This is a genomic window from Granulicella pectinivorans (assembly GCF_900114625.1).
In the GTDB taxonomy this organism is placed as follows: domain Bacteria; phylum Acidobacteriota; class Terriglobia; order Terriglobales; family Acidobacteriaceae; genus Edaphobacter; species Edaphobacter pectinivorans.
This window is the reverse complement of sequence record NZ_FOZL01000001.1, coordinates 4,407,238-4,433,199: the sequence shown is the minus strand read 5'-3', so window position 1 is coordinate 4,433,199 and position 25,962 is coordinate 4,407,238. Positions and strand designations below refer to the sequence as shown.

17 protein-coding genes and 1 rRNA gene are annotated in these 25,962 nt (G+C 59.5%); 13 read left to right on the top strand and 5 right to left on the bottom strand.

The genetic code is table 11. The features are described 5' to 3' along the window. Positions 1-169: 169 nt before the first annotated feature. A 5S ribosomal RNA gene (gene rrf / locus BM400_RS17840) occupies positions 170-286 on the top strand. 157 nt (positions 287-443) lie between these two features. Here rrf and BM400_RS17835 read toward each other — a convergent pair. Continuing rightward, positions 444-1,466, bottom strand: a complete 1,023-nt coding sequence (locus BM400_RS17835) for an AraC family transcriptional regulator (protein ID WP_245781950.1) — start codon at positions 1,464-1,466, stop codon at positions 444-446. A gap of 96 nt (positions 1,467-1,562) precedes the next feature. Between BM400_RS17835 and BM400_RS17830 the strand changes: the two genes are divergently transcribed. Beyond that, complete coding sequence (locus BM400_RS17830) at positions 1,563-2,453, top strand: SDR family oxidoreductase (protein WP_089841299.1); 891 nt, start codon at positions 1,563-1,565, stop codon at positions 2,451-2,453. Between the two features lie 76 nt (positions 2,454-2,529). Here BM400_RS17830 and BM400_RS17825 read toward each other — a convergent pair whose 3' ends face one another. The 3 genes from BM400_RS17825 to BM400_RS17815 all read right to left on the bottom strand — a co-directional run bounded on the left by BM400_RS17825 (position 2,530) and on the right by BM400_RS17815 (position 4,886). Beyond that, positions 2,530-2,949, bottom strand: a complete 420-nt coding sequence (locus tag BM400_RS17825) for a DUF3291 domain-containing protein (protein WP_089841296.1) — start codon at positions 2,947-2,949, stop codon at positions 2,530-2,532. Positions 2,950-3,181: 232 nt separating this feature from the next. Next, complete coding sequence (locus BM400_RS17820) at positions 3,182-4,126, bottom strand: OmpA family protein (RefSeq protein ID WP_089841294.1); 945 nt, start codon at positions 4,124-4,126, stop codon at positions 3,182-3,184. Between the two features lie 274 nt (positions 4,127-4,400). Further along, on the bottom strand, positions 4,401-4,886 hold the full coding sequence (locus BM400_RS17815) for a metal-dependent transcriptional regulator (protein ID WP_089841292.1): 486 nt from the start codon (positions 4,884-4,886) through the stop codon (positions 4,401-4,403). A 56-nt stretch (positions 4,887-4,942) separates the two neighbouring features. Here BM400_RS17815 and BM400_RS17810 point away from each other — a divergent pair, with 56 nt between their 5' ends. After that, positions 4,943-7,525, top strand: a complete 2,583-nt coding sequence (locus tag BM400_RS17810; protein WP_175529105.1) for a TonB-dependent receptor — start codon at positions 4,943-4,945, stop codon at positions 7,523-7,525. A 7-nt stretch (positions 7,526-7,532) separates the two neighbouring features. Here BM400_RS17810 and BM400_RS17805 read toward each other — a convergent pair whose 3' ends face one another. Continuing rightward, positions 7,533-9,845 (bottom strand): hypothetical protein, encoded by a 2,313-nt coding sequence (locus tag BM400_RS17805; RefSeq protein WP_175529104.1) that lies wholly within the window; start codon positions 9,843-9,845, stop codon positions 7,533-7,535. 277 nt (positions 9,846-10,122) lie between these two features. Between BM400_RS17805 and BM400_RS17800 the strand changes: the two genes are divergently transcribed. From BM400_RS17800 to BM400_RS17750, 10 genes are all read left to right on the top strand, one after another. Continuing rightward, positions 10,123-10,731, top strand: a complete 609-nt coding sequence (locus tag BM400_RS17800; RefSeq protein ID WP_245782008.1) for a cupin domain-containing protein — start codon at positions 10,123-10,125, stop codon at positions 10,729-10,731. A 181-nt stretch (positions 10,732-10,912) separates the two neighbouring features. After that, positions 10,913-12,619 carry a DUF885 family protein gene (locus tag BM400_RS17795; protein WP_175529103.1) on the top strand — a complete coding sequence of 569 codons (1,707 nt, stop codon included), beginning with the start codon at positions 10,913-10,915 and terminating at the stop codon, positions 12,617-12,619. A gap of 327 nt (positions 12,620-12,946) precedes the next feature. Then, a complete protein-coding gene (locus BM400_RS22170; protein WP_175529102.1) occupies positions 12,947-13,279 on the top strand; it encodes a hypothetical protein in 333 nt (110 codons plus the stop codon). Positions 13,280-13,763: 484 nt separating this feature from the next. Beyond that, the gene (locus tag BM400_RS17780) at positions 13,764-15,032 is read left to right on the top strand and encodes an MFS transporter (RefSeq protein WP_342714599.1); all 1,269 of its coding nucleotides are present in this window, start codon (positions 13,764-13,766) and stop codon (positions 15,030-15,032) included. Further along, a complete protein-coding gene (locus BM400_RS17775) occupies positions 14,995-16,167 on the top strand; it encodes a metallophosphoesterase family protein (RefSeq protein WP_245781948.1) in 1,173 nt (390 codons plus the stop codon). The genes BM400_RS17780 and BM400_RS17775 overlap by 38 nt, the downstream gene beginning before the upstream one ends. 2 nt (positions 16,168-16,169) lie before the next feature. Further along, complete coding sequence (locus BM400_RS17770) at positions 16,170-17,447, top strand: SLC13 family permease (protein WP_089841280.1); 1,278 nt, start codon at positions 16,170-16,172, stop codon at positions 17,445-17,447. Between the two features lie 17 nt (positions 17,448-17,464). Continuing rightward, positions 17,465-17,911 (top strand): DMT family transporter, encoded by a 447-nt coding sequence (locus tag BM400_RS17765; RefSeq protein WP_089841278.1) that lies wholly within the window; start codon positions 17,465-17,467, stop codon positions 17,909-17,911. A gap of 455 nt (positions 17,912-18,366) precedes the next feature. Then, positions 18,367-21,978, top strand: coding sequence for a DNRLRE domain-containing protein (locus BM400_RS22865; RefSeq protein WP_175529101.1), 3,612 nt, complete (start codon positions 18,367-18,369; stop codon positions 21,976-21,978). Positions 21,979-22,063: 85 nt separating this feature from the next. Further along, a complete protein-coding gene (locus BM400_RS17755) occupies positions 22,064-22,579 on the top strand; it encodes a phage tail protein (protein WP_089841276.1) in 516 nt (171 codons plus the stop codon). A gap of 494 nt (positions 22,580-23,073) precedes the next feature. Continuing rightward, positions 23,074-25,956 carry an Ig-like domain repeat protein gene (locus BM400_RS17750; RefSeq protein WP_175529100.1) on the top strand — a complete coding sequence of 961 codons (2,883 nt, stop codon included), beginning with the start codon at positions 23,074-23,076 and terminating at the stop codon, positions 25,954-25,956. Positions 25,957-25,962 lie beyond the last annotated feature (6 nt).

Here is a 25,962-nt window from a genome sequence, read left to right as displayed (position 1 = left end):
TACTCTGCGCAGTGAATCTACAGTTTCATAACTGTCCACTGTTCTAGACACATTCAATACAAGCTTTGTAGTTATATCCTTTTGGAAACTACGCAATACAAGTAACAAAGGTACATACAACCCAATCTATTCAGTTGTGGAAGATCGCGTGAGCGATATTCTCAAGTTTGCCGGTGAGTTTACTACGAGGGTCACACCCGTTCCCATCCCGAACACGGAAGTTAAGCCTCGTTGGGCCGATGGTACTGCACGCGTAAGTGTGTGGGAGATTAGGTGATCGCCGGCATTAAATCGAAAAAGGCCCGTCCTCTGGACGGGCCTTTTCACGTCTGCCAACAACCTTGCATCAAAACCACCCAAAACCGTAGCATGAACCAAGTCAACAAAACACAAGGGGGAAAATTTGAAGTCGACAAATGCTCCCGCCCGATCGGGCTTGATCTTTATGCCCCTGATACGACGGAAACAGGGCTAGCCTTCGTGTATTGCCTCGGCGAACAGCCCATAATCCGGCGGAAGGCTTTACCGAATGCGCTTCCGGAGTCGTAGCCCAGCGACTCTGCAATGGTGGAGAGCCCGTCAGACGATGTCTTGAGGCGATCCGCAGCCAAGAGCATACGCCAGCGGGTGAGGTACTCCATGGGTGTATCGCCGACTTTATCGCGGAATCGCAGCGCGAAGACCGAGCGCGACATCCCCACGCGTCCAGCTAAGGATTGCAGGGTCCACGGATATCCCGGATCACCATGAATCGCAGCGAGAGCAATGCTCATATGCTTGTCGGACAGCGCCGAGAGCCAACCGGGGCCTGTGCTAGCCGTGTCGCTCAGATGCAGGCGAAGGGCCTGAATGAGCATCGTGTAAGCAAGCTGCTGCGCAATGAGCGAGCCACCGGGCTTAGGGTCGCGCAGTTCTTCCCGTAGACGTTCCAGAGACCAGCGCATAGCAGCCTTGTCAGATTCGCGCCGGATGTGGACGACGGGAGGCAAAGATTGCAGAAGCATGCCGGCGTGACTTCCGGTCAGCGAAAAGTGGCCACCGGCGATATAGCGCGCTCCTTTGATCATTCCAAGGGCTTCGCTGCTTATTCCCAGCCGCGCCCGGGCGACCGTGTATGGAACCGCTTCCAGTGACAGGTCAGTTGCAAGCCGGAAGGGCAGTCCACGTGGGAGAAGGAAACAATCCCCGGCGTTGAGCTGTACTGGCTCGGCTACTCCTTCGACGACCAGCCAGCACTGACCGGCGAGCATGGCATAGCATTTGATCCCTTGATGTCTTGGGAAGTGGATCGCAGCGTCGCCCAGGACCGCAAAACCTCCGGCGACGTAGACCTGCGGCTTCATCAGGGCAAGCACCTCGGAGAGCGGGTCCATATACTGGCCCGATCCCTGACCGGCCTGGCTGGGCGGCAGGGTGACTAACTGCGCTTGAAATTCCGTTGCTGATGGGACGATCGGACTATTCATAAGGACTTTCAGTATAGATCGTCCACATTATAAGAACCATCTACTAGTGGACCGCTCATTAGGCGCGTACTTATGGAATGAAAAAGGAGATTCATCATGCGTATCTTTGTTACCGGTGCACCAGGATTCATCGGTTCGGCGCTCGTTCCGAAGTTGATTCAGGCAGGGCATGAGGTTCTTGGACTTACCCGGTCCGAGGCGGGTGCCGAAGCGCTTCGCACCGCCGGCGCCGCGGTGCAGTACGGCAATATCGAAGACCTCGACAGTCTCCGTGACGGAGCCGCCAAGTCGGATGGGGTGATTCATCTCGCGTTCAATCACGACTTCTCGCAATTTCAGAAGAACTGCGACGATGACCGTAGGGCGATTGCGGCCATCGGTGAGGTATTGCTCGGGTCGAACCGCCCCTTTGTGATGACCTCCGGGACGGCGATCGCGTCCTCCGTGGATGGTAATCCATCTACGGAAGACGGTCCAACTGCTTCGTGGAATCCGCGGGCTGCTTCAGAGGACTTGATGCGGGAACTGACGGCACTCGGGGTAAACACCACCGTGGTGAGGTTGCCGCAGGTGCACGACACCCGCAAGCAGGGGCTGGTGCCCTACGTGACGGCGGTGGCGCGCGAGAAAGGGGTGTCTGCCTACATCGGAGACGGTGCCAATCGTTGGCCGGCGGCGCATATCTCGGATGTAGCGCGGCTCTACCACCTCGCATTTGAGAAGGCTGAACCGGGTGCGATCTACCACGCAGTGGACGAGGAGGGAGTTTCCATGAAGGCCATAGCCGAAGCGATCGGTCGTGGGCTGAAGGTACCTGTAGTTAGCATCAAGCCGGAAGAGGCCGACGCCCACTTCGGCTGGCTCGGCCGTTTCGCCGGACATAATATGCCTGCTTCCAGCGCGCTCACGCAACTGAAGCTCAATTGGAAGCCAACCGGGCCAGGATTGATTGCCGACCTGGATGCTATGGACTACACGCTGGCCTAAGCAAGTCTGCAGCGCACTGGTGGATTCTCCGACCGGTGCGCTGCCTCCATAAAACGGGTTCTGGGCGGTAGAAACGCTAAATCGTTCCGCCGCCGGTTGCTCTTGGTTTCCTGTAGTTCAGCCCGGAATGTTCAGGGCTAGGGTGATTCACCTTGGAGACGCGACCGCTCTGGCGCATTCTCTGGTCAGCCTCCTCCCAGGAGGGGAGGGCAGTGCCTTCTTGCTCCCAGTGCGCGACGGAGGCTTCGTCGCACCAGTGCATCAGGTGAGGCATTGCGGTCTTGTGTGCCCCTGTGATCATGTATCGATGCATGCTTTCGCGCCCATCCCATGCTGTCATGGTCCAGAACACCCAGCTTCGGTCGGGCAGGAGCGATCCGGTGATAAATCCGGGGGCCTTCTTCACTTGCCGCAGAGATCGCATGGTGTGGATTGCAAACAGAGGCAAGTAGCGGATGGAGCGGATACGCAAGCGGGTGAGACTGACGAATGTCATAAGGGCGGACTTATCCGTATTTATGTTACCTCTCGACGTATGCCATTCTGCGCTCCTCTGTCGAATAAAGTGGTGCGCTCTTTGGAGCTCTTGCTGCAGAAGGTAAGGCAAACCATGCCTTGAGTGGTAGCCCCGCTTCGTATATTTGCTTTGCCATCTAAAAAGGCTCTTGTCCCAGCGATCGCTAAGGACAAGAGCCTCTCTAGATGGCGTTGACTGCGAAATGAATTCTCTAACCGGTGATTCCCTGATTGACGACGATCGTGACGACCACTCGGCGGTTCTGAGCCTGTGCGCTCCTGGAGTGCTCGGTTGCGACTTGGTTCGTCGTTCCCATCGCGGCTGGCGCGAGAATCCTCGTCATAGGAACAACACCTGTCTGCTGAATGATGGCCAGCACAGCATCGGCACGTTCTGCGCTCAGCTTTTGATTCATGGCGGCAGAGCCTGAGGTCGAAGCGTAGCCCTGTACCTCAATCATGTAACCCGGCGTATCCGCCGCAGATTTCACGAACTCGGTAAGCTGATCCCTATCCTTCTTGGTGACCGTAGCTTTCCCGTTGGCGAAGTTGACGGTAATGCTTCCCTTGGTAGCGTACTGATCCAAAGCCCCGATTCGCTGGTTTGCGTGGCCGACGCCCTGTGTATTTGCGGTCGTGATCTCATTCGTGGCTGCGAGTCCCTGCTTGGTGGCGTCGATATCCTGAGTGTTCTTTGCGAGATCCTGCTGGGTTTGATCGAGATCTTTGCGATCAGTACGAAGTTGATCCTGCGCCGCCGCAACCTGATCGTTGACGGGATTCAAGCCTGCCTCGATCTGTCTCGCAGTCTTCATCGAACTCCGCGAGAATGTGACCTTCGTAGCAACCAACTGGTGATCAGGGTTGTACGCACCCTCGACCTTCACGGATAGGCCAGGAACCAGGGCGGTGATGCCAAGGCTTTTTCTATCCAAGCCGAGAAAGCCTCCCTTTTCTGTTGCCTTTGTGCTGTCCGATAGAAGCACGGTGGTCTTGGGACTGTCTGCAGTCCTCACTGACATCGAAGAGCCACTCCTTCCGGTGACCAGGCCTTCAATCGTCGCTTCCTGAGCCAATGCCGTGAGACTAAGCGATGTAAACATCGCCAGGGATATTGCTAAACCGCGAGTTGCTTTGAGCTGACGCTGAATGTGCATGCATTGCTCCTCTTCTTGATTTGACCGGTCATCGCTTGCCGGAATCCGGCGCGTCGAGACCTGTCTGCCCGTGCCATGAAGCCCGCAACAGGGGGGCGACACAAGCTTTCGGTGTTGGATGCACGAATCGAGGAAAGGGGGGTCTGGAGCGATTGCCTATTGCTCTATGTCTAGCATTATCAATGCTTTGACGGATACTCTCTATCGAGTGCATATGTGCCAGAATCTACGCAACGTCTCTGGTGGCTCGATGGAACGCGTGGCGCCCTGGCGGCTATGAGCGGATGCAAAAGCATTTGAGCCCATGCGATTCAGGCATGGAGCCGTCTTTCGCTGGGATGCACTGCCCGTGAGGATCGACGTGCGGATGCCCCATCTTTTCGGCGATCCGGTCTTCAAAGCTCTCAGAGATAAAGTGCTCCAACCGTTCTGCTTCGTCGTGCAACTCATCGATCGGGTAGCCGAGCTCCCGATGGAGAAAGGTCTCGATGAGCCGATGGTGGCGGATGATCTCAAGAGCCCGCCTTCTTCCTCGAGGTGTGAGACGCGCTCCATCATGCCGTTCATAGAGCACAAAAGGAAGCTTTGCTGCTGCTAGCTTTTGGATCATGTTTGTCACGGAGGCCGGTGCGACCGAAAGTCGTTGGGCGACAGCGCCGCCGCTGACATTTTTCTTACCTTCACTCCCCAGATGAAAGAGTGCCTTCAGGTAATCGTCTACTGACTCTGTCGTCGTATCTCGCGAAGGGCTCTTTGACATCACTTATCCAGTATTGACCCATCCACGCTTTTAGTCTAGCCTAAAAATACTTTTAGGTGAGGCTAAATTTGAAACGTCCTTTTCTCCTGCTTTCATTCGTATGCAGTTGTGTTTGCCTTCAGGCGCTCTCGGCTCAGAGCAGTACTGCCGTGGAATTGTCTGGAGCAATAACCGACGCCAGCGGTGCCGCACTAACGCAGGCCACCGTAACTGTCCTCCATCAACAGACACAAGCGCGCCGTCAGGTGACGACGGACGAGGAAGGTCACTTCAGCTTTCTGCGACTTGCGACGGGGGAGTATCTCCTGACGGCGCAAGCCGAGGGGTTTGCCACTGCCTCAGAGGATGTGAACTACGACGGAACTCCGGCTCGGGTTATCCTCCGCCTCTCTCCAAAGGCCCTGGATAGTACCGTGAATGTCTCCGCAGACGTCGCATCACTCGATCCCGCAGCGTCAGCGCGTGTATCCGTGACGCTTGAGCAGATCGAGCGTATCCCAAGCCAAAGCGTCAGTTCTCCGCTAAGCTCTCTCATCACCAACACGACCCCCGGCGTGTCGGCGGATTCCAACGGCTCTTTCCATCCGCTGGGAGATCACGCCGAGGCATCGTTCGTCATCGACGGCCAACCCATTACGGATCAGCAGAGCCGGACCTTTTCCTCGCAGGTTTCTCTGAATGCTCTGCAGTCACTCGAGATCCGGGAAGGCGCGCCGCTGGCCGATGTTGGCGATAAGACCAGCATGGTCATCGTGGCGCAGACGCGATCTGGCCTGGCGCACACAAGGCCGATGGGCGAACTTGCTGCTAGTCGAGGCGGTTTCGCGACGAGTGAGGCAAGCGCCCACCTCGGTTACGGCAGCGAGCGCTTCGGAACCTTCACCGCAGTCGACGCGCTCAACAGCGGGCGCTTCCTCGATACGCCGGAACTCGCTGCTCTTCATGCCAACGGCAATGCAGAGAACTTCATCGAAAGGCTTGACGATCGGCTTAGCGCGCAAACGTCACTGCAACTGAATGTTGGTCTCAGCCATGCATGGTTTCAGACCCCGAACACGTACGACCAACAGGCGCTTGGTCAGAATCAGCGACAAACGATTCAAAGCTTCAACGTGGCCCCGTCGCTTCTTCACACCTTCGACGCAGCGTCGTTTCTGCAGGTGAATCTTTGGGTGCGGCAGGATAAGGTGCGTTATTTGCCTTCGGCAGATAGGTTCGTGGACACGCCGGCGTACCTCGCACAGTCGCGCCGTTTAACGAATGCGGGTGCTCGTTCCACGTATAGCCATGCGCGTGGCAGACACATCTTCTCCATGGGGGTGGAATGGAAGCACACCTTCCTTGCAGAACGCTTTGCCACCGGGCTTACGGCACCGGCATACAACAGTCCCTGCCTGGGGGCAGACGGGTCGCCATCGTCGAGCCCCTCGCTCATGGATACCGCGCAATGTGTTGGATTGGGCCTCACCAAGAATCCGGCGTTCCTCCCGCAGCTCCTTGCTATCGATTTGACACGCGGCGGAACGATCTTCGCCTTCCATGGCTACACCGATATCAAGCAGGAAGCACTCTTCGGGCAGGACAGTCTCACTCTCGGAGACTTCACGGCAAATATCGGCATGCGCTTCGACGCGTACAACGGCATCACGCGGTCCACGGGTATCCAGCCGCGCGTTGGCCTGGCGTATAAATCATCCTCTCTGCATACCGTATTGCGTGGTGCCTACTCGCGGATCTTCATCACTCCGTACAACGAGAACCTTATCGTCGCCAGCTCGGCAGGACCAGGGGCAACCGCGACGGTACTCGGTGCCGCGGACTCAGCACCACTTGCGACAGGCCATCGCAACCAATTTAATGTAGGTACGGAATCGCAGCTCTTCAAGAATGTGATGCTGAGCAGCGAGTATTTCTGGAAATTTACCTACGGCGCTTACGACTTCGATGTTCTGCTCAACAGTCCGCTAACCTTCCCGACGCAATTCAGAAAGTCCAAGATTGACGGCGGTTTGCTTCGCCTGAATGTTTCGGACACACATGGTTTCGCGGGATACATGACAGCGAGTCACGTCCGTTCACGACTGTTTGGGCCGGAGACGGGTGGCGTTAGTTTCAGTGCTCCGTATAGCAACGTCGTGCGGCCCGATCATGACGAAGGCCTGGCAACCAATACCTACCTCCGCTACCAGTTCGGTCGGAAGGGCCCATGGGCAGGCTTCTCCTGGAGATACGATGGTGGCCTCGTCTCGGTGGCCACACCGGACTTTGCCACGGTGCTCCGTATGACGGGAGACGAACAGGCGCAGTTGGGATTGCATTGCGGTGCAGTCTTCGCAACCGTAGCAGTACCCGTGCGCGCATGTCCTCTCGAGAATCTTGGAACCAGGCGTGTGCGCATCCCCGCGGCAGGCACCGAAGATGATGATAAGAATCCGTCGCGTATCGTTCCCAGAAATGTCTTCGATCTTTCAGTGGGGAAAGATGATATCTACCGCCACGAGCATCAGCAGGTTGGCCTCCATCTGGACATCGTCAACCTCACTAACAATGGCGGTCTCTACAACTTCCTCTCGACGTTTTCTGGCACTCACTTCCTGACCCCGAGGTCGATGACAGTGAGTCTGCGCTACGGGTTTTAGCTTACAGCTAGGGATAGACGGCCCAGGTGAAAACCGTCAACGAGAAAGGAGGTACAGAATAAGGAGTGGCTTTCTGAAAGTTGGGAATCGAACCATGGGAGAGGTTCACGTTGGCCCCCGTCTCGTTGTTATCGGTCAGATTCGCGGAAGTCAGTACCGAAACGCCTACCGTGCCCTTGGGTGCGTTCGGTCCCGAGAACGTGATCGGGAGCGATGAGGTTCGGCTGAGATTGATCACGACCGCACTATGCTGAAAAATGCCATCGCTGAACGCGAACGCCTGCAGGAAGTGGGCTCCATTCAACTGAATCGAATCGTTCGTACTCGCTGCCTGATTCCAAGTGGGGTTCGCGCCTGTGATGGTTGTTGCCAACATATTGCGCATGATCGCGGTATTGGTCAGTTGCTCCGCGAGAAAGACCGGCCGGCGCAGATTGATCTGCCCGCCCATATCGACAACCGTCCCGAAGAGCGGAGAGCTCTCCGAACCGCCATTGGTATTGTTGAATTGGATCGCCGCCCCCGGAAGAGCCCACACATTCTGCGTCTTGATACCGAGATCCCGCATCTGCAGAAGCATGTGGTCGGCCATGGCAATCGCTCCGCCCACGGAAGGAACGACAGCATTGACCATGCTTTGGGTCGCCGTACCACTCGATGTGCCGAGGTTCTCCTCGTAAGTGACGAGAGTTTTTCCGGCGGCCGTTACTGTCTGTGATTGCTGCGCCATCCAGCCGGTCGATACGCTATCCCACATCTCCGGTTGCGCGAACATGGGCCCGAAGATGGCTTCATGGGACGAAGTGTCGTTGAGCGTGGAAAACAGATAGGGAGCTACCGCTATGGAGTCGTAGCCCGAACTGCTTGCCATCTCCTGGCCCGTGTACCAAGAATTCAGAACGAAGCTGCCCATAATCAGGTCGAAGCTCTTCTGGTTGTAAGAGGGCGAGCGCCGCGCTGCGCCGAAGATCGTGGCAACCCGGTTGCCGTAAGCGATCGGATCGTTGATGGCGTTGCCAGGGAACGTAGGATAGTTCCACTGTTCGTTGCCCAGTTCAAGATGGATCGTTGGGAAGACAAGGGTCCAGGGCAGAATCTGTCCGAGTGCCGCGCGCTTCGCTCCGTAAGGCGTCAGGACGGATCCGCCGAGATACTCGATAAGGTGCTGCATCTCCAAAGGAGAGATCGCGGGAGGCAGGTTGTACCAGGGCTCCGCACCAACCGTCTGGCAGAGCTGCAGGAACTCATGCAACCCAATGGCAATATCGTCCTGCTCGGTCTGCTGCGTGCTCGAGCCCGCACGCTGACGGCCGAAAGCAGGCGTCAGCATATTGTCGATGGAACTCCCGAAGCTTGGCAGACCATCCATGTAGCGAAGCGAACCGGGATGCAATGCAGTCAACGCGCTGACGACATCGTCGCGAAAAACCGTCGGGTTGTTGGGGCTCGCTGCGGCGGGCCGAAGGCTGACGTCATCGAGCAGTACATCTCCTCCGTTCGTCTGAAAGTGGAGATCGACTGTTCCAGGCTTGACCGAGGCGTTCTCCGTCGCTCGAAAAGGGAGGGTGTAATCCTGCCAGGCGGAGCTCAGGGTGATCGTCTGATTGAAGTAGTTGCCATTGGGGATCAGCCGTCCCAAGGAGACATTCAACTGATTGTTGCCGCCCACGCCTTTGGCCCGGAACGTGATCACGTAAGGGCCGTTGAGCAGAACGAAGTTATGCGTATTGCTGCTGTCGAAGTACGAATCCACCCCAGCGGATTGCCCGGATCCGGATGCCGTCATGCGCAAAGCCTGCTTGCCGAGGGTGTTTGGCGAAAGATCCGTAAACTCCGTGCTGAGTGTCCCTCCGCCGTAGGTGCTTGGCCACCATCCGGCCTGCGCGTTTCCGGGAACCTTCATCTTGACGACGACAAAGTCCCCCACTGCCGGAGAAGTCGTCATCGACGAGAGTTGCAGCGTCGTGCCAACGCCTTTGCTTGGATTGGCCGCGCCGCTCGCAACAACCACTCCGGTCTCGCCCGAAGCGGCCCCATGGATAAACTCAAACGTTGCCCCGGCAAGAAAATTTGCTGGCCACTGTGCCCATACGTTTCCGTCCGTGCACGTTGTGGCGGTCACTGCGGCACAGTGCAAAATCGACTGCCATATCTCCCCTTCAAAACCGGGATTGCGGAATGTCAGGTTACGCATCATCTGGCCGGAGTCGTAGAAGTTCTGGCTGTCGATATTCATGCCGAGCCGTTTCATGCCGGTATGCAGCACGCTGCTGCCAATCTCAATGTTCGTCGCGTTCGGATCGGGGGGAGTGGTTGCCACTGACGTCATTGGACTTGGACCCGGCTCTACACTCGTCGACGTCCCCACCTTGTCCGGCTGCACTACGGTCTTGGCCAAAACGTGTAGCGGATGGCCGCAGACTGAAAACAATGCCGCTGCCGCCGTAATTATCCGAAAGCAAGATTTTGCCAAATTTAAGTTTCGCTGCTTCGATGGGTTTTGCATGGCACTCCGCTTCGAATCGAGATGCGCGAATCAACAGCGCCTGGGGAGCGTACAGCAACAAAACAGCAAAAGGTGTCGGTTCATCTTGAAGATGGTAGACATATTATCCTCTAGAAATGCGAATTCGATAGAGTACGAAGGTACTGGAATACAAAAACCTTCGTCGCACCCTCTTTCCAAAGACGACCGGGAAAGAGCGTTTGCTTCTAGAATGATCGAAAACGGCCCAGGCACGGAGATTGCGATGAACAGAAGAGATTTTTTAGCGTCGACTGCGACCATTCCATGCGCGTTCTTGCAAACGGCGCAGCACGTGACGCACGTAGATACAGTCCGGGACGGTGCCCCCTTGAAGAGTTCCGTTGTCAAGGGACAGGACCTCCCCGCTGTTGGTGATAGCCCTGGTGCAAGGGCCAAAGTGCATTTCAATGGTCCTACCAGCCAGCTTGCCGCAGTGGCATCCGGCGTCGTGACGCTCGAGCCCGGCTCCAGGCCCCATCCGCCACATCGCCACCCCGAGGAAGAGCTTGTCATCGTCACCGAAGGCACTGGTGAGATCGAGATCGACGGGGTCCCAACGCAGGTCAAGGCTGGAGACATGATGTACGCGGAAGCGAATGTGCTCCACGGCATAACGAACACAGGCAGCACCATGATGACGTTCTACTTCACCAAAATGCTCGGGAAGAATGCCGGCTAGATCGTTTGCGCGTGCGGGCTGAGTCTTTCTCGGGAAGACATCGCACACCCGCCGGGCAATATCCCGGCCCACCGTCTCGATGCGGCGGCGTATCTTTCAACCCTGGATCATGGCTAGGATTTGATACCGTTGCGTTATGCAGACCACGTCGCGTTCTACGATCTTTACCTTCCGTTTCGGGATGAGCGCAGTTCTTGCGTGCTCCCTGTTCATGCCATTCAGCTCATCCGCGCAAACCCCGGAGGCCAGAGTGCAGGCGCTCAGTGAGCGCTTTTGGACGTGGCGTGCGACCGAGCAGCCGTTTTCGAATGACGATATTCCACGTCTGGATCGGCCTGCGGGATTTGTATCGCATTGGTCGGCCCAGGATGTAGCCGGCTACCAACATCGCATTGCGGACTTCGACAAAGAGTGGCGCGCGTTGGATGTGAGCAGCGCTCCGGTCCCGGTGCAGGTGGACTACCGCTTGATCGGTTCGGCCATTGCGCGTGTCTACTGGGAACTGCAGGTGATCCCGGACTGGAAACGCAATCCATTCTTCTACGTAGACCAGGGCCTCACCGCCATGCAGCTTCTGATGCTGGTGCATGAACCCTTTACGCCGGAACGCCAGCGTGAGGTGGTGCTGCGTCTGCAAAGTGTGCCTCGGCTTCTCGAGGAGGGCCGCATGAATCTGACGGATATGCGTCAACCCTATGCCGTGATTGCCATGGGTGAGCTTGGAAAAATAGAAGAACGGATGCAACGATTCCGCGAGGCGGTGCACTCTGATGCGAACTTCAGCCCCGCCGAACTCGCGCAGTTCGATCGGGCGGAGGATGGAGCGGTAAAGGCGTTGGTGAGCTACCGCGAGTGGCTGCGGCCGCAGGTCGACGGCTTGAAGAAGGAGACTGCCGTCGGGCGCGAGGGCTATCTCTATTTCTTGCGCAACGTAGCCTTGTTGCCATACACGCCGGAGAGGATTCTTGCGGATGGAGAGATCGAGTTTCAGCGTGCAGTCAGCTTTGAGGCTTTGCAGCAGGCTGCGAACAAAGGGCTACCCGAGACGCCGGTGTATCCCACGCTGCAGGCGCAGATCGCGGATGAGGTGAAGCAGGAGGCTTCGATGCGGACATACCTGACGAGTCACGGCGTTCTCACCGGCGACCCCGGAGGTGTGCATCACTACAAGTACGTCCCGGTTCCGCCCTATGTTGCGCCCCTTGGATTTCTTGCGGTGGAAGACGATCTGACGAGTCCGGATCGGCTGGACGAGGATGGCAGCAGCTATAAGGGCAAGCCTGCGCTGGGCAGCTTCTGGGCGAACATTACGTCACGCGACGTTCGGCCACTGACGAATCATGAGGGCATGCCGGGCCACTACTTCCAGATGGCGTGGACCATGCGTCATCCCGACCCGGTACGGCGGCACTACTATGATTCCGAGACGCAGGAGGGAATTGGCTTCTACGCCGAAGAGATGATGATGATCGCCGGACTCTATGACTCTCAACCAAAGACGAAAGAGGCAATCTACGCGCTCAACCGTCTGCGGACCCTGCGAGTGACGGTTGACGTGAAACTGGCGCTGGGGGAGTTTACGTTGCAACAGGCGCAGGCGTATCTCCAGAACACCGTGCCCATGGATGAGGAGACGGCTCGTAGCGAAGCGTTCATGTTTGCCTCGACGCCGGGGCAGGCCATCACCTACCAGATCGGCAAGATGGACATTCTCAAGGGGCTCACGATGGCGAAACTCCAACAGGGAAGTGCGTTCTCCTTGCAAAAGTACCAGGACTACGTTTGGCTGAATGGCAGTGTTCCGTTCAGCCTGCAACGGTGGGAGTTGCTGGGAGACAAGTCGGACGTCCCGGGGATTCCAGCGTCATTCGACTGGATCGACAAGTAGCGCCATCGACCACAACCGTGTTGGATCGGTCACATACGCGTTTGGGCAGGCGTTGCAATGCGCCTTCCGGGGGAAGATACACGGAAACGATCACTGCGACGCCGGCGTTCCATCGCGTTTTCAACGGGCGGTGAGACCACCGGCAGTCAGCGGCCCTGCATCCAAACGCGAAAGAGGTCGTCGATGAAAACTTCTACGTCATTTTTGCTTCTGGCACCGTTGGCTTTCACGCTTGCTGCATCAGGACAAAATCCTGCCCAAACACAGACCACACCCCCTGCGGCGAGGGACTCCGCAGCAGCACCGTCTCAGACGCTACCATCGAACTTGCCCGCTCCATCCGAAGGTCGAAGCGCGGGTGGTGATATCGGAAGCGGCAGCGGAGATATCGGCAAAGGTGCCGGCAAGGGGGCGGGCAAGGCCGCGGAGGGAGTCGGTAAAGGGGCCGGGGATCTGGTTACGCTGCATCCGCTGGGAGCGGCCGAAAACGTCGGCAAGGGCGTTGGAGAAGCAGGGAAGGATGTAGGCGTAGGCACGGTCAAGGGAACCGGCAAGATTGCCAAGGGTACCGGGAGATTGATCGCGAAGCCATTCCACCATTCCAAGAAGCAAGCGAGCAAAGACGCACCTGCGCCCCAGGAAGAGTCGCCACACGCATAGAAGAACCCGCGCTGCATCTTCTCGTGGAGTATGCCTCTCCCGAGAGGACTCGTTTCCCGCCCGATCCAAATGCAGTCTGCATCCCTGCTCTCTTCTTGCAAGGGCAGGTCAATGCTGCATGTCGCTGTGAGGAAGCCTTGCCCAGCATCGCAGCAAGCTTATTCATCTTTACTCTCCAAAAAATCCAGGCAGCCGCTGACGCTTCCGTGTGCATCGTAACCCGTTGTGCTGGAATGCCTTCCACTCAAGAGAAGTGGCCTATTCAGCAGAATTCTTACTCCGTGGAAAATCGATGGCACCCAGGCAAGCTAAAAGGAAAGTAGACGGCATCCAAGAACACCATGCGTCCTCGAACGACGTGTGCCTCCGCGATCGGGTAGCCCCGAAGTTCGCGAGTAAGGACGGGGCTCTATCTGAGCTGCATGCACTCGGGGTCAAATTGTGGAGTTTGGCAACGACTCAGAAGCGGCTGCAGGCCTAGGCGATGGCGCAACCCTCTATCCCGCAGGGCTCGATGCCGCTCGATGAGACGAAGCGCAGCAGCGTGCGTGCGTTGCAGTGGACGAACTTCTTTCTGGCTGACGTGCAGGCGGGCCTCGGTCCGTTTGTCGCCGCGTATCTTGCAAGTCTTGGTTGGCACGCGGGCGCGGTCGGTCGTGCGCTTACCTTTGGTGGCATCGTCACTGTTCTGCTCCAAACACCCGCAGGCTGGATGGTGGACCGCGTCGCGTGGAAACGAACGATTCTGGTCGCGGGAAGCATCGTTCTTGCTTTAGGAGCCATTCTCTTGGCCACTTCGGCAAGTGCGCCCGTGGTCTACACCGCACAGGGACTGATTGGCCTCGCCGGGCCCTTCCTGGGGCCAACCATCGCTGCGATCACCATGGGATTGGTAGGCAGCCGTCTCTTCGACTGTCAGTTTGGACGCAATCAGGGCTTCAATGCCGCCGGCAATCTCTTTGCTGCAGCGGTCATCGCGGGAACAAGCAGGTATCTCGGCAACCGTGCGATCTTTTATGCGGTGGCCGTGCTCGTTCTTCCGACGATCGGGGCAACGCTCGCGATCAAGCGAGACGATATCGATCTCGAGCTTGCCCGCGGCGGTTCTGAGAAGGAGGAGGACGGAGGTGAAGTGAGTTCGCCTCTCGCGAAGCTTGCGAAGGACCGCGTGCTACTTACCTTTCTCGCCTGTGCTTTTCTGTTTCACTTCGCCAACGCCGCCATGTTGCCCCAGCTTGGTGAGCTGCTCGCGCATGGTTCTATGCAAGCCGCTGCCCCATTCATGGGAGCGTGCGTTGCCATCACGCAAATCGTAATGCTCTGCACCGCTGCCTATGTTGGCCGTTTCGCCAATCATCATGGCCGCAAGGGACTGCTCCTGTTTGGCTTTGCCGTCCTGCCGATTCGGGCTGTGCTTTACACAGTGTTCCATGCCGTCCCCGCTTTGCTCGCCGTGCAAATCCTCGATGGCGTAGCGAATTCCATCTTCGGCGTTGTCTCCATTCTGGTGATTGCGGATCGCACCCGTGGCACCGGACGGTTCAATCTTGCGCAGGGTGCTCTCGCAACCGCTGTCGGCCTGGGAGCCGCGATGAGTAACAGCTTCGGCGGCATGCTCATGGAGAAGGCGGGCTATCGAACATCTTTTCTCGCGCTGGGTGCTCTGGCGTGCTTAGCTTTCCTGCTTCTTCTCTTCGCCATTCCTGAGACCGTACATGGCAACACCGAACCCAACCAATTTGCCAAAGGATAACGTCATGTCCCAATCAACCTTTGAATCATTGCCGCTTTCCCCCACCCAGACCGTGAGCTGGATTCACATCGGAGACACACACTTAACGCGCCCGGGAGAACAAAACGAGATCGACCTCGGCCGCATTGTGGACGAGATTAATGACCGGTACGCCAAAGAGGGGGTGGACTTCGTCTTCGTTCCCGGTGACATCGCCGACGATGGAAGCGTGGTCGCTTACGAGGCCTTTCGTGCTCATCTGGACCGGCTTCAGTTGCCGTGGTGTGGCATCGTTGGCGACCACGACGTACATGAAAAGAGCTTCGCCAATTTTCGGAAATACGTTGCTCCCGAGTTATACAGCGGCTTTACTATCGGCTCGTACCGGTTTGTTCGGCTCAACGCCTTCTCCGAGCCCCGGCCCGATGCCTTCATTCTCGATGAGGAGCAGCTTCGCTGGCTCGAGCAGGAGTTGCAACACTGTGTGACCTCCGGGCAGAAAGCCGTGATTCTTCTCCACTGCTATCCCAGCGAACTCAAGCAGGGGAAAAAGGAGCTACAGCGTCTGCTGCAGCTCTATCCTGTAGTGCTGGTCGACATGGGACACACGCACTACAACGAACTGAGTAACGATGGAAGGGTTCTATACGGCGCGACCCGCTCCACAGGGCAGATCGAGGAGGGGCCCGTCGGATACTCCGTGATCACGCTCGACGGCGATGCTGTGAGTTGGCACTTTGTGCCGCTCGGATCACCATCCATGCTCGCCATCACGCAGCCTGAAGACGAGCGACTCTTGACGGTACGCAGCGCAAGCGTTGTCTTGCCTGGACCACTCCCTGTTCATGCCAGGATTTGGTCGTCGCGTCCTGTGCATGCGGTGACAGCTCGTATCGGCGACCTGCGAACGTCGCTCATCTCCGAAGATGGCGTCTTCTGGACCGGTGCTCTGGATACCGGAACTCTCCACAATGGGACCTATGAACTCCACGTTTCAGCCGACGACAAACTCAACAGCTCCATCCGGGTAGTACTCGGGCCGTGGCCGGACCGCAGATTTGCAGAAATCGACCACGAGAATGCGATCGGAGAATGGCGCGAACGCGGGCTGCTGGGGACGCAGCTTGGCCCCAACAAAAACGGGAAAAAATGGTGAGTATGACTCAGCCCATCGTGACACTGCTCATTCTCGTTATCACTGCCCTGAGCATCCTGCTCATGTTGCTTCGGCCCAGAAATCTGCCCGAAGTGTATTGGGTGGGCGCAGGGGCGACCCTTCTGGTCGTCTTGCGTCTGATTCCTCTGCGCCTTGCCGGTAAGGCGATCGCGGAGGGCAGCGATGTTTACCTTTTCCTCATCGGCATGATGCTCCTTTCTGCGCTCGCTCGGGACAACGGCGTGTTTGACTGGGTCGCTTCCAGATCCATTCAAGCCGCAAAGGGATCATGTGTAAAGCTCTTCGCTCTGATCTACTGTGTGGGAACGCTCGTAACCATCTGCATGTCGAACGACGCGACAGCCGTGGTCCTCACGCCAGCCGTTCTCACCGCCGTACGAAAGTCAAAGGCGCAACCGCTCCCGTTCCTGTTTGCGTGTGCGATGATTGCGAACGCCGCGTCCTTCGTCCTGCCCATCTCCAACCCTGCGAACCTGGTCGTCTTTCATGCCGGAATGCCTCCTCTTGGTCGCTGGTTGGCATCTTTCCTGCTGCCTTCGATTTGCTCCATCGCCACTACGTTCTTCGTGCTCCGCTGGTACTTTCGCAAGGAGTTGTGTGTCGCCCTTCCCGAAACGAGTGAAACCGTCGAGCTGGGAGGAAGCGGCAAGATGGTGCTCTACGGCCTTGGGCTCGTTGTCATCGTTCTGCTGATCATGTCTTCGCTCAACAAGGACCTTGGTTTGCCGACCTGTATCGCGGCTCTATGCGTCACCGTTGCCGTGTGCTTGAGGAATCGATGCAGTCCACTGCCCCTCGCCCGAGAGGTCAGTTGGGCAACTCTCGGACTTGTGGCCGCTCTGTTCGTAATCGTGGATGCCGTTCAGAGTATCGGTGCCCTGCGCCTGACTGAGGCCGCCTTGCACCGTGCGGAGGCTCTCGGGCCCTACCTGGGATCGCTCGTCACCGCCTTCACCGTCGCTGTCGGGAACAATCTACTGAACAATCTCCCCTTAGGCCTCATCGCCGGGGGGACACTCAATGCAACGCAATCCCATGGCCTGATTGCCAACGCGATACTGATCGGCGTCGATCTCGGTCCAAACCTCTCCGTCACCGGTTCTCTTGCAACCATCCTCTGGCTGCTGGCGCTGCGGAAAGAAAATCTGGATGTCAGTGCAATGGACTTTCTCAAGGTTGGAGTCATCGCCATGCCCGCGGCTCTATGCGCCAGCATGGCCGCAGCCTTCGTGATGCACGCTCTCTTTTCGACCCTCTAATCCCTCAGGAGAAACGCATGAACGCCGCATGGATCATCCCCTTCATCATTCTCGGCGGCGCGCTGCAGACCTGCGGCGCAGCCATGAACGGCCAACTCAACAAGTCACTCGTGAATCCCTTCCTGGCCTCCTCCGTCTCCTTTCTCGTCATCACATTTTTCTTTCTTGCTCTCTTCTTCGCCATGCCGCATCCCCTGCCCACGACGCAAGACATAAGGGAGATGCCTTGGTGGGCCGTATTCGGAGGCTTGGTGGGGGCAGTACAGGTCTTTGCGGGACTCACGCTGATTCATCGGGTTGGCAGCGGAACCTTTATTGCAATCACCGTCTCATCGGCCTTGATCGCCTCGCTGGTCATCGATCACTTCGGCTGGTTCCGCATGAATGTTCACGCCATAAACCCCACACGGCTCGCAGGGGCCCTCCTTCTTGTGGGAGGCGTCGTCCTGATTACCAGGAAATAGTTCCCACGGATGCAGCCGTAGCATCGCCTCAAACGCTCTTCAGCCTCGCACTCCACGCCATCCTCGTTAGAGCGTGCAGCAGCGAGTTGCTTAGCCCAGGTGTGTCGGCATGTAAGGGCAAGAGAGACCCCACGTCAACCCCATCGCATTACTTTGGTCCAGCCAGCAGGACTGGCTCCGCCGAGAACTGGCCATCCAAATAAATAAGGGCGGTTAGATTTTTTGGTTTCCAAGACCGCAGGGCCAATGATAGTCTTCACGAGATCAAAATCTATATAACCCTTGGGTATTCCTCCAAGGACTGATCGGGCCCAGCTGTCGTTGTGATCAAGTGTGGAACGATGGGGTCCCCGACGTGCAGAGTCAATCTGCGCGGAGGGATTTCTATACCCTTTGCACACTCCGGATCGTAGACGAAGGCGACCCGTGGAGCGAATATGGCGAAGAAGTGGGCGATGAAAGTTTGTCGAGCGGTACTCCTGACCATGATGTCGGTCAGTGCGGCACACGCAACCGAATTAACCCTGACGGGCGATGCCCACGTTAACTCCGCACGGCCAAACACGAACTACGGAGGCGTATCGAATCTTTCGGTTGGCAGTGGTACGACCGCCCTCCTGCAGTTTGATCTCGGCAGTCTGCCGGCAGGGACGATCTCTTCTCAGATCGCTCGCGCCACGCTCCGTCTCTACATCAATCGCATCTACAGCCCCGGCACAGCCACGGTATCTCCGGTCGGCGGTGCTTGGTCGGAGTACACGCTGACCTACGCGAATCTCCCGACGCTCGGCGCATCGGTCGCCACCTTTCCCATCTCGAACACCGCACAGGGACAGTACGTCACCATCGATGTCACATCCCTGGTGCAGAGCTGGGTCTCGTCTCCGTCATCGAACTTCGGCGTAGCTCTTTCGGCGGCAACCGCGAATGCTCTCTTCGATTCCAAGGAGAACGATGAGACCGCGCACGTCCCTGTGCTGGACGTCACGATCACCTCGCAAGGACCTACCGGAGCCACGGGCGCGCAGGGCATCCAGGGAATTCAGGGCTTGCTCGGAGCGACGGGCTCTCAGGGGCCGATCGGCCTCACCGGAGCCACGGGGGCTCAGGGCATCCAGGGGATTCAGGGAGCCACCGGCGCTACGGGTGTTGCGGGAAGCACGGGGGCCACCGGCCTGACCGGTGCCACTGGTTCTACCGGGGTAACAGGAGCGACGGGCAGCACAGGAGCGACCGGTCTCACGGGTGCCACGGGAGCGACCGGCGTAACCGGTAGCACAGGTCCGACGGGCAGCACAGGTTCTACTGGTGCAACGGGTGTCACTGGTTCGACGGGTAACACCGGCGCTACAGGTGCAACAGGCGCGACTGGCTCCACCGGTGCCACTGGTGTGACGGGCAGCACTGGAGCCACCGGCGTTACGGGTTCGACTGGGGCGACCGGAGCCACCGGCAGCACTGGTGTGACGGGTGCCACGGGCGCGACCGGAGCTACGGGCGTTACCGGCTCTACCGGCGCGACTGGTGTTACGGGCGGCACTGGAGCCACCGGCGTTACTGGTTCGACCGGAGCTACTGGCGCTACGGGCGTGACTGGTTCCATGGGCGCAACCGGCTCTACGGGCGTCACTGGCTCTACGGGCGCAACCGGTGCGACTGGGGCTACGGGGGGCACTGGCTCGACTGGAGCGACTGGCGTTACGGGTAGTACTGGAGCGACAGGCCCGCTCGTTGGCGGAGTCTACAGCGCCTCGATCGCCTATCCCGCGGGCTCGGTCGTCAGCTACGGCGGCAGCACCTATCTTGCCATCGCCTCCAGCACCGGCGTCACCCCCGGCACCAACTCCTCCGACTGGATCGCCACCACCGGCTCCGGCGGCGGCGGCTCTTCCTCCACCGCGAGCGCATTCGTCGCTACGCAGACCGGTGCATATTCGGTCTCGGCGGGTGGGAACTACCTGTCCTCGTCCAGCCCAACCACGTCGGTTCTAGGTTCGGGCCTCAGCTATGCATCAGGCGTGATCACCGTCAACACCGCCGGTATCTACCAGATTGACTTCGCCACGACGACGCCCGGCAATTCCGGCGGGGCGATTCCAGTCGTTCGGAAGACAAGCGGCGGGGTCACGACAGACGTGGCTCTCGTCAATGCGGGCAACATCAACGAGCAGGTGCTGATGCTCGCAGCAGGCGACACAATCACCATCGTTGAGTCGGGCAGCGGTACTGCCACCTCGGGAGGTCCGTTCCCCGGTTACTACACCCTGCAGCTCAGTATGAACAGTATCGGCGGTGCCACGGGTGCCACCGGCGCGACGGGAGCGGCGGGCGCTACCGGGGCGACCGGAGCTACCGGGGCCGGACTCACTGGTGCAGCCGGTGCCACGGGAGCCACCGGCTCTACGGGAGCCACCGGCATCACCTACCTTGGTGCCTGGGTCTCCGGAACGTCCTATACGCCCTCTCAGACCGTCACCTACAGCGGTTCCACGTACTACAACATCGTCGCCACCAGCGGCACCACCGCTCCCTCGGCAGACGGCACCCACTGGACGCTGATCGCCGCCGCGGGAACCAACGGCGCGGTCGGCGCAACAGGTGCAACCGGAGCGACGGGCACCAATGGCACTAACGGCTCTGCGGGCCCGGTCGGTGCTACGGGAGCCACTGGCCCGTTCGTCGGCGGCGTCTACAGCTCCTCGGTCGCTTACCCTGCGGGCTCGGTCGTCAGCTACAGCGGAAGCACATACCTCGCGATCGCCAACACGACCGCCGGGACTCTTCCCACCAACGCCAGCTTCTGGATCGCCACCACCGGCTCCGGCGGCGGCGGCTCCGGAGCCAGCACGTCGAGCTACATCACCCTGTGGACCAATACCATTACCTCGTCGGCCAGCGCCATCCCCGTAAACGGCTCATACTTTGCCTCCAACAATGGAGTGACCGTCACCGAGAACTCCAACTCCGGCTTTACCTGGAACGCATCCACGGGCATGATCACGGTCGCCACACCGGGCAGCTATCTCTTTGATTACTATGTTGCTTCCAACAACGCGAGTAATGGTTCCCCTTCTCCCTCGCTGTACCTGAATGGAACAGCCGTTCCCTCCAGCCAATTGAGCTACTACGGGATATCCGGTGTTTTCACCACGACGACCGCGAATGAGGCGCTGGTACTCAGAAATTCCACAGGCTCTGCCGACGGACTTTGCAATTCATGCTCGTACCCCCTCTCCACCGCGTACCTGCGCGTCGCCTCGATCGGCGGTGCGCAGGGAGCCACCGGAGCGACCGGAACGGTCAATTATCAGGGCGTCTATGACAGTGCAAGCACCTACACCGCTGGCATGATCGTCTCAGACTCCAACCACTACAACAGCTACGTCGCCCTCCAGACCTCGACCGGCCAGCCGCTGCCCAGCACCATCGGCGGAGTGACGGCCTACTGGGCCACCCTCGCCGCCCAGGGTGCGCAGGGCCTCGCCGGAGCAAATGGTGCCAGCGGTATCAGTTCCGTTTCAGTGACCAACGACAACTCAACCGGAAGCGCAAGCATCAGCGGAACCGCGCTCACCGTCAACTTCCCATCCGGAGGAAGCAATTCAGGTACCGGGTCCAACCCAACCGGATATCCCTTAACCTTCAGCTACCATAGTCTGGGCTCCAATGTTCCTTATATGAGCCCGGTCGGCTCTTCGGGAGCCGGGACGCCTGCGGGCACCCTCGGGGCCTATGTGATGCCCGCCACCTGCACCCCGAGCGCGAAGATCACGGCCTTCAACTCCGCCATCTCAGCCAGCCATCCTCTCACGGCTCAGTTCTATGCCGTCAACACGACGGCCGCGACGAGTGGGACCCCAACTGGCACCGATTGGACTGTCAACGGCAGTGCACTCACCAGTTGCACGATCAGCACGACCCCCGCCGCCAATGCTCCGGCCTCGTGCAGTATGACGGCACCATCCAGCGTCGCCGGTGGCACGGCGGTCACCATCAAGCTAAGCGGGGATTCCACCGCGCTGCCATCGATCAGCTATTTGTACTATCTGGCCTTCTCCTGCCAGTAGCTCCCACCCTGGAGAGCCGGGTCTCGGACGATCGAGACCTGGCATCCCCAACCGTCACCAACCTTAACCAGCAAGGAGCAAGAGCATGCCTTACCTTGGAGAGATTACGATGTTTGCCGGCCCCTTCACCCCGGAGGGCTGGAAGATCTGCGCTGGGCAGGAGATGAGCGTCCAGCACAACCAGGCGCTCTACAGCATCATCGGGAATCAATATGGCGGAGATAACAGGGTCTTCTACCTGCCGGACCTGCGCGACCGCTTTCCAGTGCAACCTGCTACGAAGTACCAGGTGGGCAAGCAGGGAGGAGCGACTCAGTACAAGATTGCCCCGGAGAACCTGCCCACCCAAGTTCATACCGTGAACGACCCAGGCCACAAGCATGTGGTCGACCTGAGCTCAGCCCCCCATACCTCCGCCTTTGCCGTTCCCACAGTCCCCGGAGAGGCTAGCCGAGCAACCACTACCGCGGGAACCACGGGCACCGGCAAGAGCGGCATGACCGTCACCCAGGTCCCGCTCACCATCACCCCGCCCAGCCTCTCGATCAACTTCATCATCTGCGTCGAGGGTGGCGATTACCCCCCACGCTCCGACGACTAGCCAGAGCCCCGCGTCCAGCAGCTTCGGCCCTCGGTCGCACAGATTGTTTCAAAGCAAAGGCAGAGCCACTACCGAAGGGACCGCAAGCGATGAACGCAACAAAACCGACAGTCGCGCAGCGTGTTCGTAAAGCCAAAATGCTTGACACGTTTTATAAAATGAAACAACAAGGCGATGGTGCGGGTGAGCCCATAAGGCTCCCCTCCTTCTCTGTAAATTCCGTAAAAGCCCTTTCGATTGAATACTTTGCGATTAAGTCTTTTGTGCTGAATACTTTACGGTTGTGTTCTAAGCTGAAGTCCTTTTTATCCAATGGTTTAGGGAAGAAGTGTGGGAGGGGGTGGGCTGCGGCGCAGTCTGGACCGCTCTCCTTTGCCTCCGGCCTGACTGCCAAGCTTGCACTCGCCGCTGGATTTATTTTCACGTTCTCTGCGGCCGCTCAGACCGCCGCGCAGCTCCGAGCCCTAGACCAGCTCAACCCCGCGAATTCTGGCTTGGCTGCGAGCGGTGTTGAGGCGACGACTGTTCCTGTTTCTGTTCCTGCTGGTCTTGCGTACGATGCAGTGGGGAATCTTTATATCGCTGCGATGAACGACCAGGTGATCCGGAAGGTTGACCTGAACGGAATAATCACGACGGTGGTTGGCACCGGCGAGCAGGGTTTTGGTGGCGATGGTGGTGCTGCGCTCTCGGCGCAGCTTGACTCCCCGGCCGGTATCGCGATCGACGGCTCCGGCAACCTGTATATTGCGGACTCGCATAACCACCGGATTCGCGAGGTGGTGAACGGCGTGATCAGCACCATCGCGGGCACGGGCACGGCAGGCTTCTCCGGCGATGGAGCCGCCGCGACGAGCGCGCAGTTGAACCTTCCCACCGCCGTCAGCGTCGATGCTTCCGGCAACCTGTACATCGCGGACACGAACAACCAGCGCATCCGCAAGGTGGTGGCGGGTACGATCACGACGGTCGCGGGTACTGGCGAACAGATCTACTCCGGCGATGGTGGCCCCGCTCTTCTGGCCGGTCTCGATTCGCCCAACGGCGTTGCGGCCGATACGCTGGTCGCAGGCAAGTTCTACATCGGCGATACGCATAACCAGCGGGTTCGCCAGGTGGATGCCTCCGGGATCATCAGCACGCTGGCGGGCACGGGCACGAAGGCCTTCTCGGGCGACGGTTCGAGCGGTGTGGGAGCCGGCCTCGCTCGGCCCCGCGGCCTGGCCGTGGACACCAGCGGTCGCATCCTGATCGCGGACTCCGACAACAACCGCGTGCGGCTTCTCGCCAACGGTACTATCGCGACGATCGCGGGGGACGGTGAGCAGACCTTTGCGGGGGACACGGGTCTGGCGATCGACGCGGCTCTCGATACACCGCGTACCACCGCCGTGAGCAACTCCGGCCTCATCGCCCTGACCGATACGAACAACCAGCGCGTGCGGGGCATCACCCTGTCCGGCGCCATCGCGACGCTGGCCGGCATCGCTCCCAGCTCGACCGAGTCGCTGGTGCTGAGCGGCGTCACCAGCACGGTCTACGGCAGCGGCTCGTTGACCGCCACATTCAACTACGGCAGCGCCACGGCGACCGGAACGGTAACGCTTCTCGATGGCACGACCGCAGCCGGCACCGCAACGTTCAGCAGCAACACCGCTACGTTCTCGCTGGCGACCCTGACCGCCGGCCAGCACACCCTTACGGCGTCCTACGCGGGCGATACGAACAACCCGGCGATCGTCAGCGGCGTGTACCTCGTCACGGTGACGCCGCTTGCCATTGTCGCCACGGCGAACCCGGTCTCGATCCTGTACGGTCAGCCGATTCCCACGCTGACCGGCACCCTGACGGGCGTCCTTCCCGCCGATACAGCCAACGTCACGGCGGTCTTCGCGACGACCGCGACGCAGGGTTCGCAGACCGGCCTCTATCCCATCACGGTGTCGCTGACGGGCTCCGCCGCGCCCAACTATAGCGTCTCTCTCGTGACGGGCGGCCAGAGCGGCCCCGACGGTGTCACCATCGCGCCGGCCTCCAGCAGGACAGTTCTGACGACCTCGAACGCCTCCCCGGCCTACTCGGTCTCGACGACGCTGACCGCGACCGTCACGGCCTCGACGAGCGGCACGGCGACCGGAACGGTCCAGTTCCTGAACGGTGCCACGGTCCTCGGGACATCGGCCCTGAACGCCGGCGGTGTTGCAACGCTGCCGGTCTCGACCCTTCCCCTGGGCGTCAACTCGGTCACGGCGGTCTACTCGGGCGATACCAACCTGACCACCAGCACCTCCGCCTCCGTCACGGAGACGGTGACGCCGTTTGCCCTGGTCGCCACGGCGAACCCGGTCTCGGTGCTCTACGGCCAGCCGATCCCGGCGTTGACCGGCACGCTCACCGGCGTCGCCCAGGCGGATGCGGCGAACGTCACGGCGGTCTTCGCGACGACCGCCACGCAGGGCGCGCGCTCCGGCGTCTATCCGATCACGGTGACGCTGACGGGCTCCGCCGCAGCCAACTACACGGTCTCGCTCTCGGGTACGCCAGCCGTCACCATCGCGGCGGCTGGAAGCAGGACGGTCCTCGCGAGCTCGAACGCCTCCATCGTCTTCTCCACGCCCATCACGCTGACCGCGACGGTCACGTCCCTGACGAGCGGGACGCCGACCGGAACGGTGCAGTTCCTGAACGGCACCACGGTGCTCGGCACGGTGGCGGTGAACGCCGGCGGCGTCGCAACGCTTGTGGTCTCGACCCTGCCGATCGGCGTGAACGCGCTCACCGCGGTCTACGCGGGCGATACGAACTTCGCGACCAGCGCGTCGACGGCGATCGCGGAGACGGTGGGGTCCTCCGACTTCAGCTTCAACCTCGCCACCGGCGGCAACGGCACGCAGACGGTCACGCCCGGCCTGAGCGCAACCTTCCCCTTCACGGTCGCGCCGACGCTGGCGACCTTCCCGCAGGCCGTGACCTTCACGGTCTCCGGTCTGCCGCCGGGCGCGACCTACACGCTGTCGCCGGCCTCGATCGCGGCGGGCGCCGGAAGCACGGCGATGACCCTGACGGTGCAGACCTCGAACCTGGCCGGCAAGCTGGCTCCCGCGCCCATGCCCCGGCGCCACGGATGGCCCGCGGTTGCCCTGGGACTGCTGTTGCTGCCCTTCGGTACGCGTCGCTTCCGGCGTCTGTCCAGGCGCTTCAGCAGGCGCGGTCTGATGTTGGTCTGGATGGTCTTCGGTCTGGCGGCCGCGGGTGCTCTCTCGGGTTGCGGTGCAGGCGGGTTCTTCAACCAGCAGCAGCAGAGCTACAACATCGTGGTCACCGCGACAAGCGGATCGATCTCGCACACGGCCAGCGTCACGCTGACCGTGCAGTAAGGAGAA

What these genes read in the sequence shown, in the direction of transcription:
- BM400_RS17835 (WP_245781950.1), bottom strand. Translation starts at nt 1,466, where the DNA reads ATGAATAGTCCGATCGTCCCATCAGCAACGGAATTTCAAGCGCAGTTA.
- BM400_RS17830 (WP_089841299.1), top strand. Translation starts at nt 1,563, where the DNA reads ATGCGTATCTTTGTTACCGGTGCACCAGGATTCATCGGTTCGGCGCTC.
- BM400_RS17825 (WP_089841296.1), bottom strand. Translation starts at nt 2,949, where the DNA reads ATGACATTCGTCAGTCTCACCCGCTTGCGTATCCGCTCCATCCGCTAC.
- BM400_RS17820 (WP_089841294.1), bottom strand. Translation starts at nt 4,126, where the DNA reads ATGCACATTCAGCGTCAGCTCAAAGCAACTCGCGGTTTAGCAATATCC.
- BM400_RS17815 (WP_089841292.1), bottom strand. Translation starts at nt 4,886, where the DNA reads ATGTCAAAGAGCCCTTCGCGAGATACGACGACAGAGTCAGTAGACGAT.
- BM400_RS17800 (WP_245782008.1), top strand. Translation starts at nt 10,123, where the DNA reads ATGGTAGACATATTATCCTCTAGAAATGCGAATTCGATAGAGTACGAA.
- BM400_RS17795 (WP_175529103.1), top strand. Translation starts at nt 10,913, where the DNA reads ATGAGCGCAGTTCTTGCGTGCTCCCTGTTCATGCCATTCAGCTCATCC.
- BM400_RS17780 (WP_342714599.1), top strand. Translation starts at nt 13,764, where the DNA reads ATGGCGCAACCCTCTATCCCGCAGGGCTCGATGCCGCTCGATGAGACG.
- BM400_RS17775 (WP_245781948.1), top strand. Translation starts at nt 14,995, where the DNA reads ATGGCAACACCGAACCCAACCAATTTGCCAAAGGATAACGTCATGTCC.
- BM400_RS17770 (WP_089841280.1), top strand. Translation starts at nt 16,170, where the DNA reads ATGACTCAGCCCATCGTGACACTGCTCATTCTCGTTATCACTGCCCTG.
- BM400_RS17765 (WP_089841278.1), top strand. Translation starts at nt 17,465, where the DNA reads ATGAACGCCGCATGGATCATCCCCTTCATCATTCTCGGCGGCGCGCTG.
- BM400_RS22865 (WP_175529101.1), top strand. Translation starts at nt 18,367, where the DNA reads ATGAAAGTTTGTCGAGCGGTACTCCTGACCATGATGTCGGTCAGTGCG.
- BM400_RS17755 (WP_089841276.1), top strand. Translation starts at nt 22,064, where the DNA reads ATGCCTTACCTTGGAGAGATTACGATGTTTGCCGGCCCCTTCACCCCG.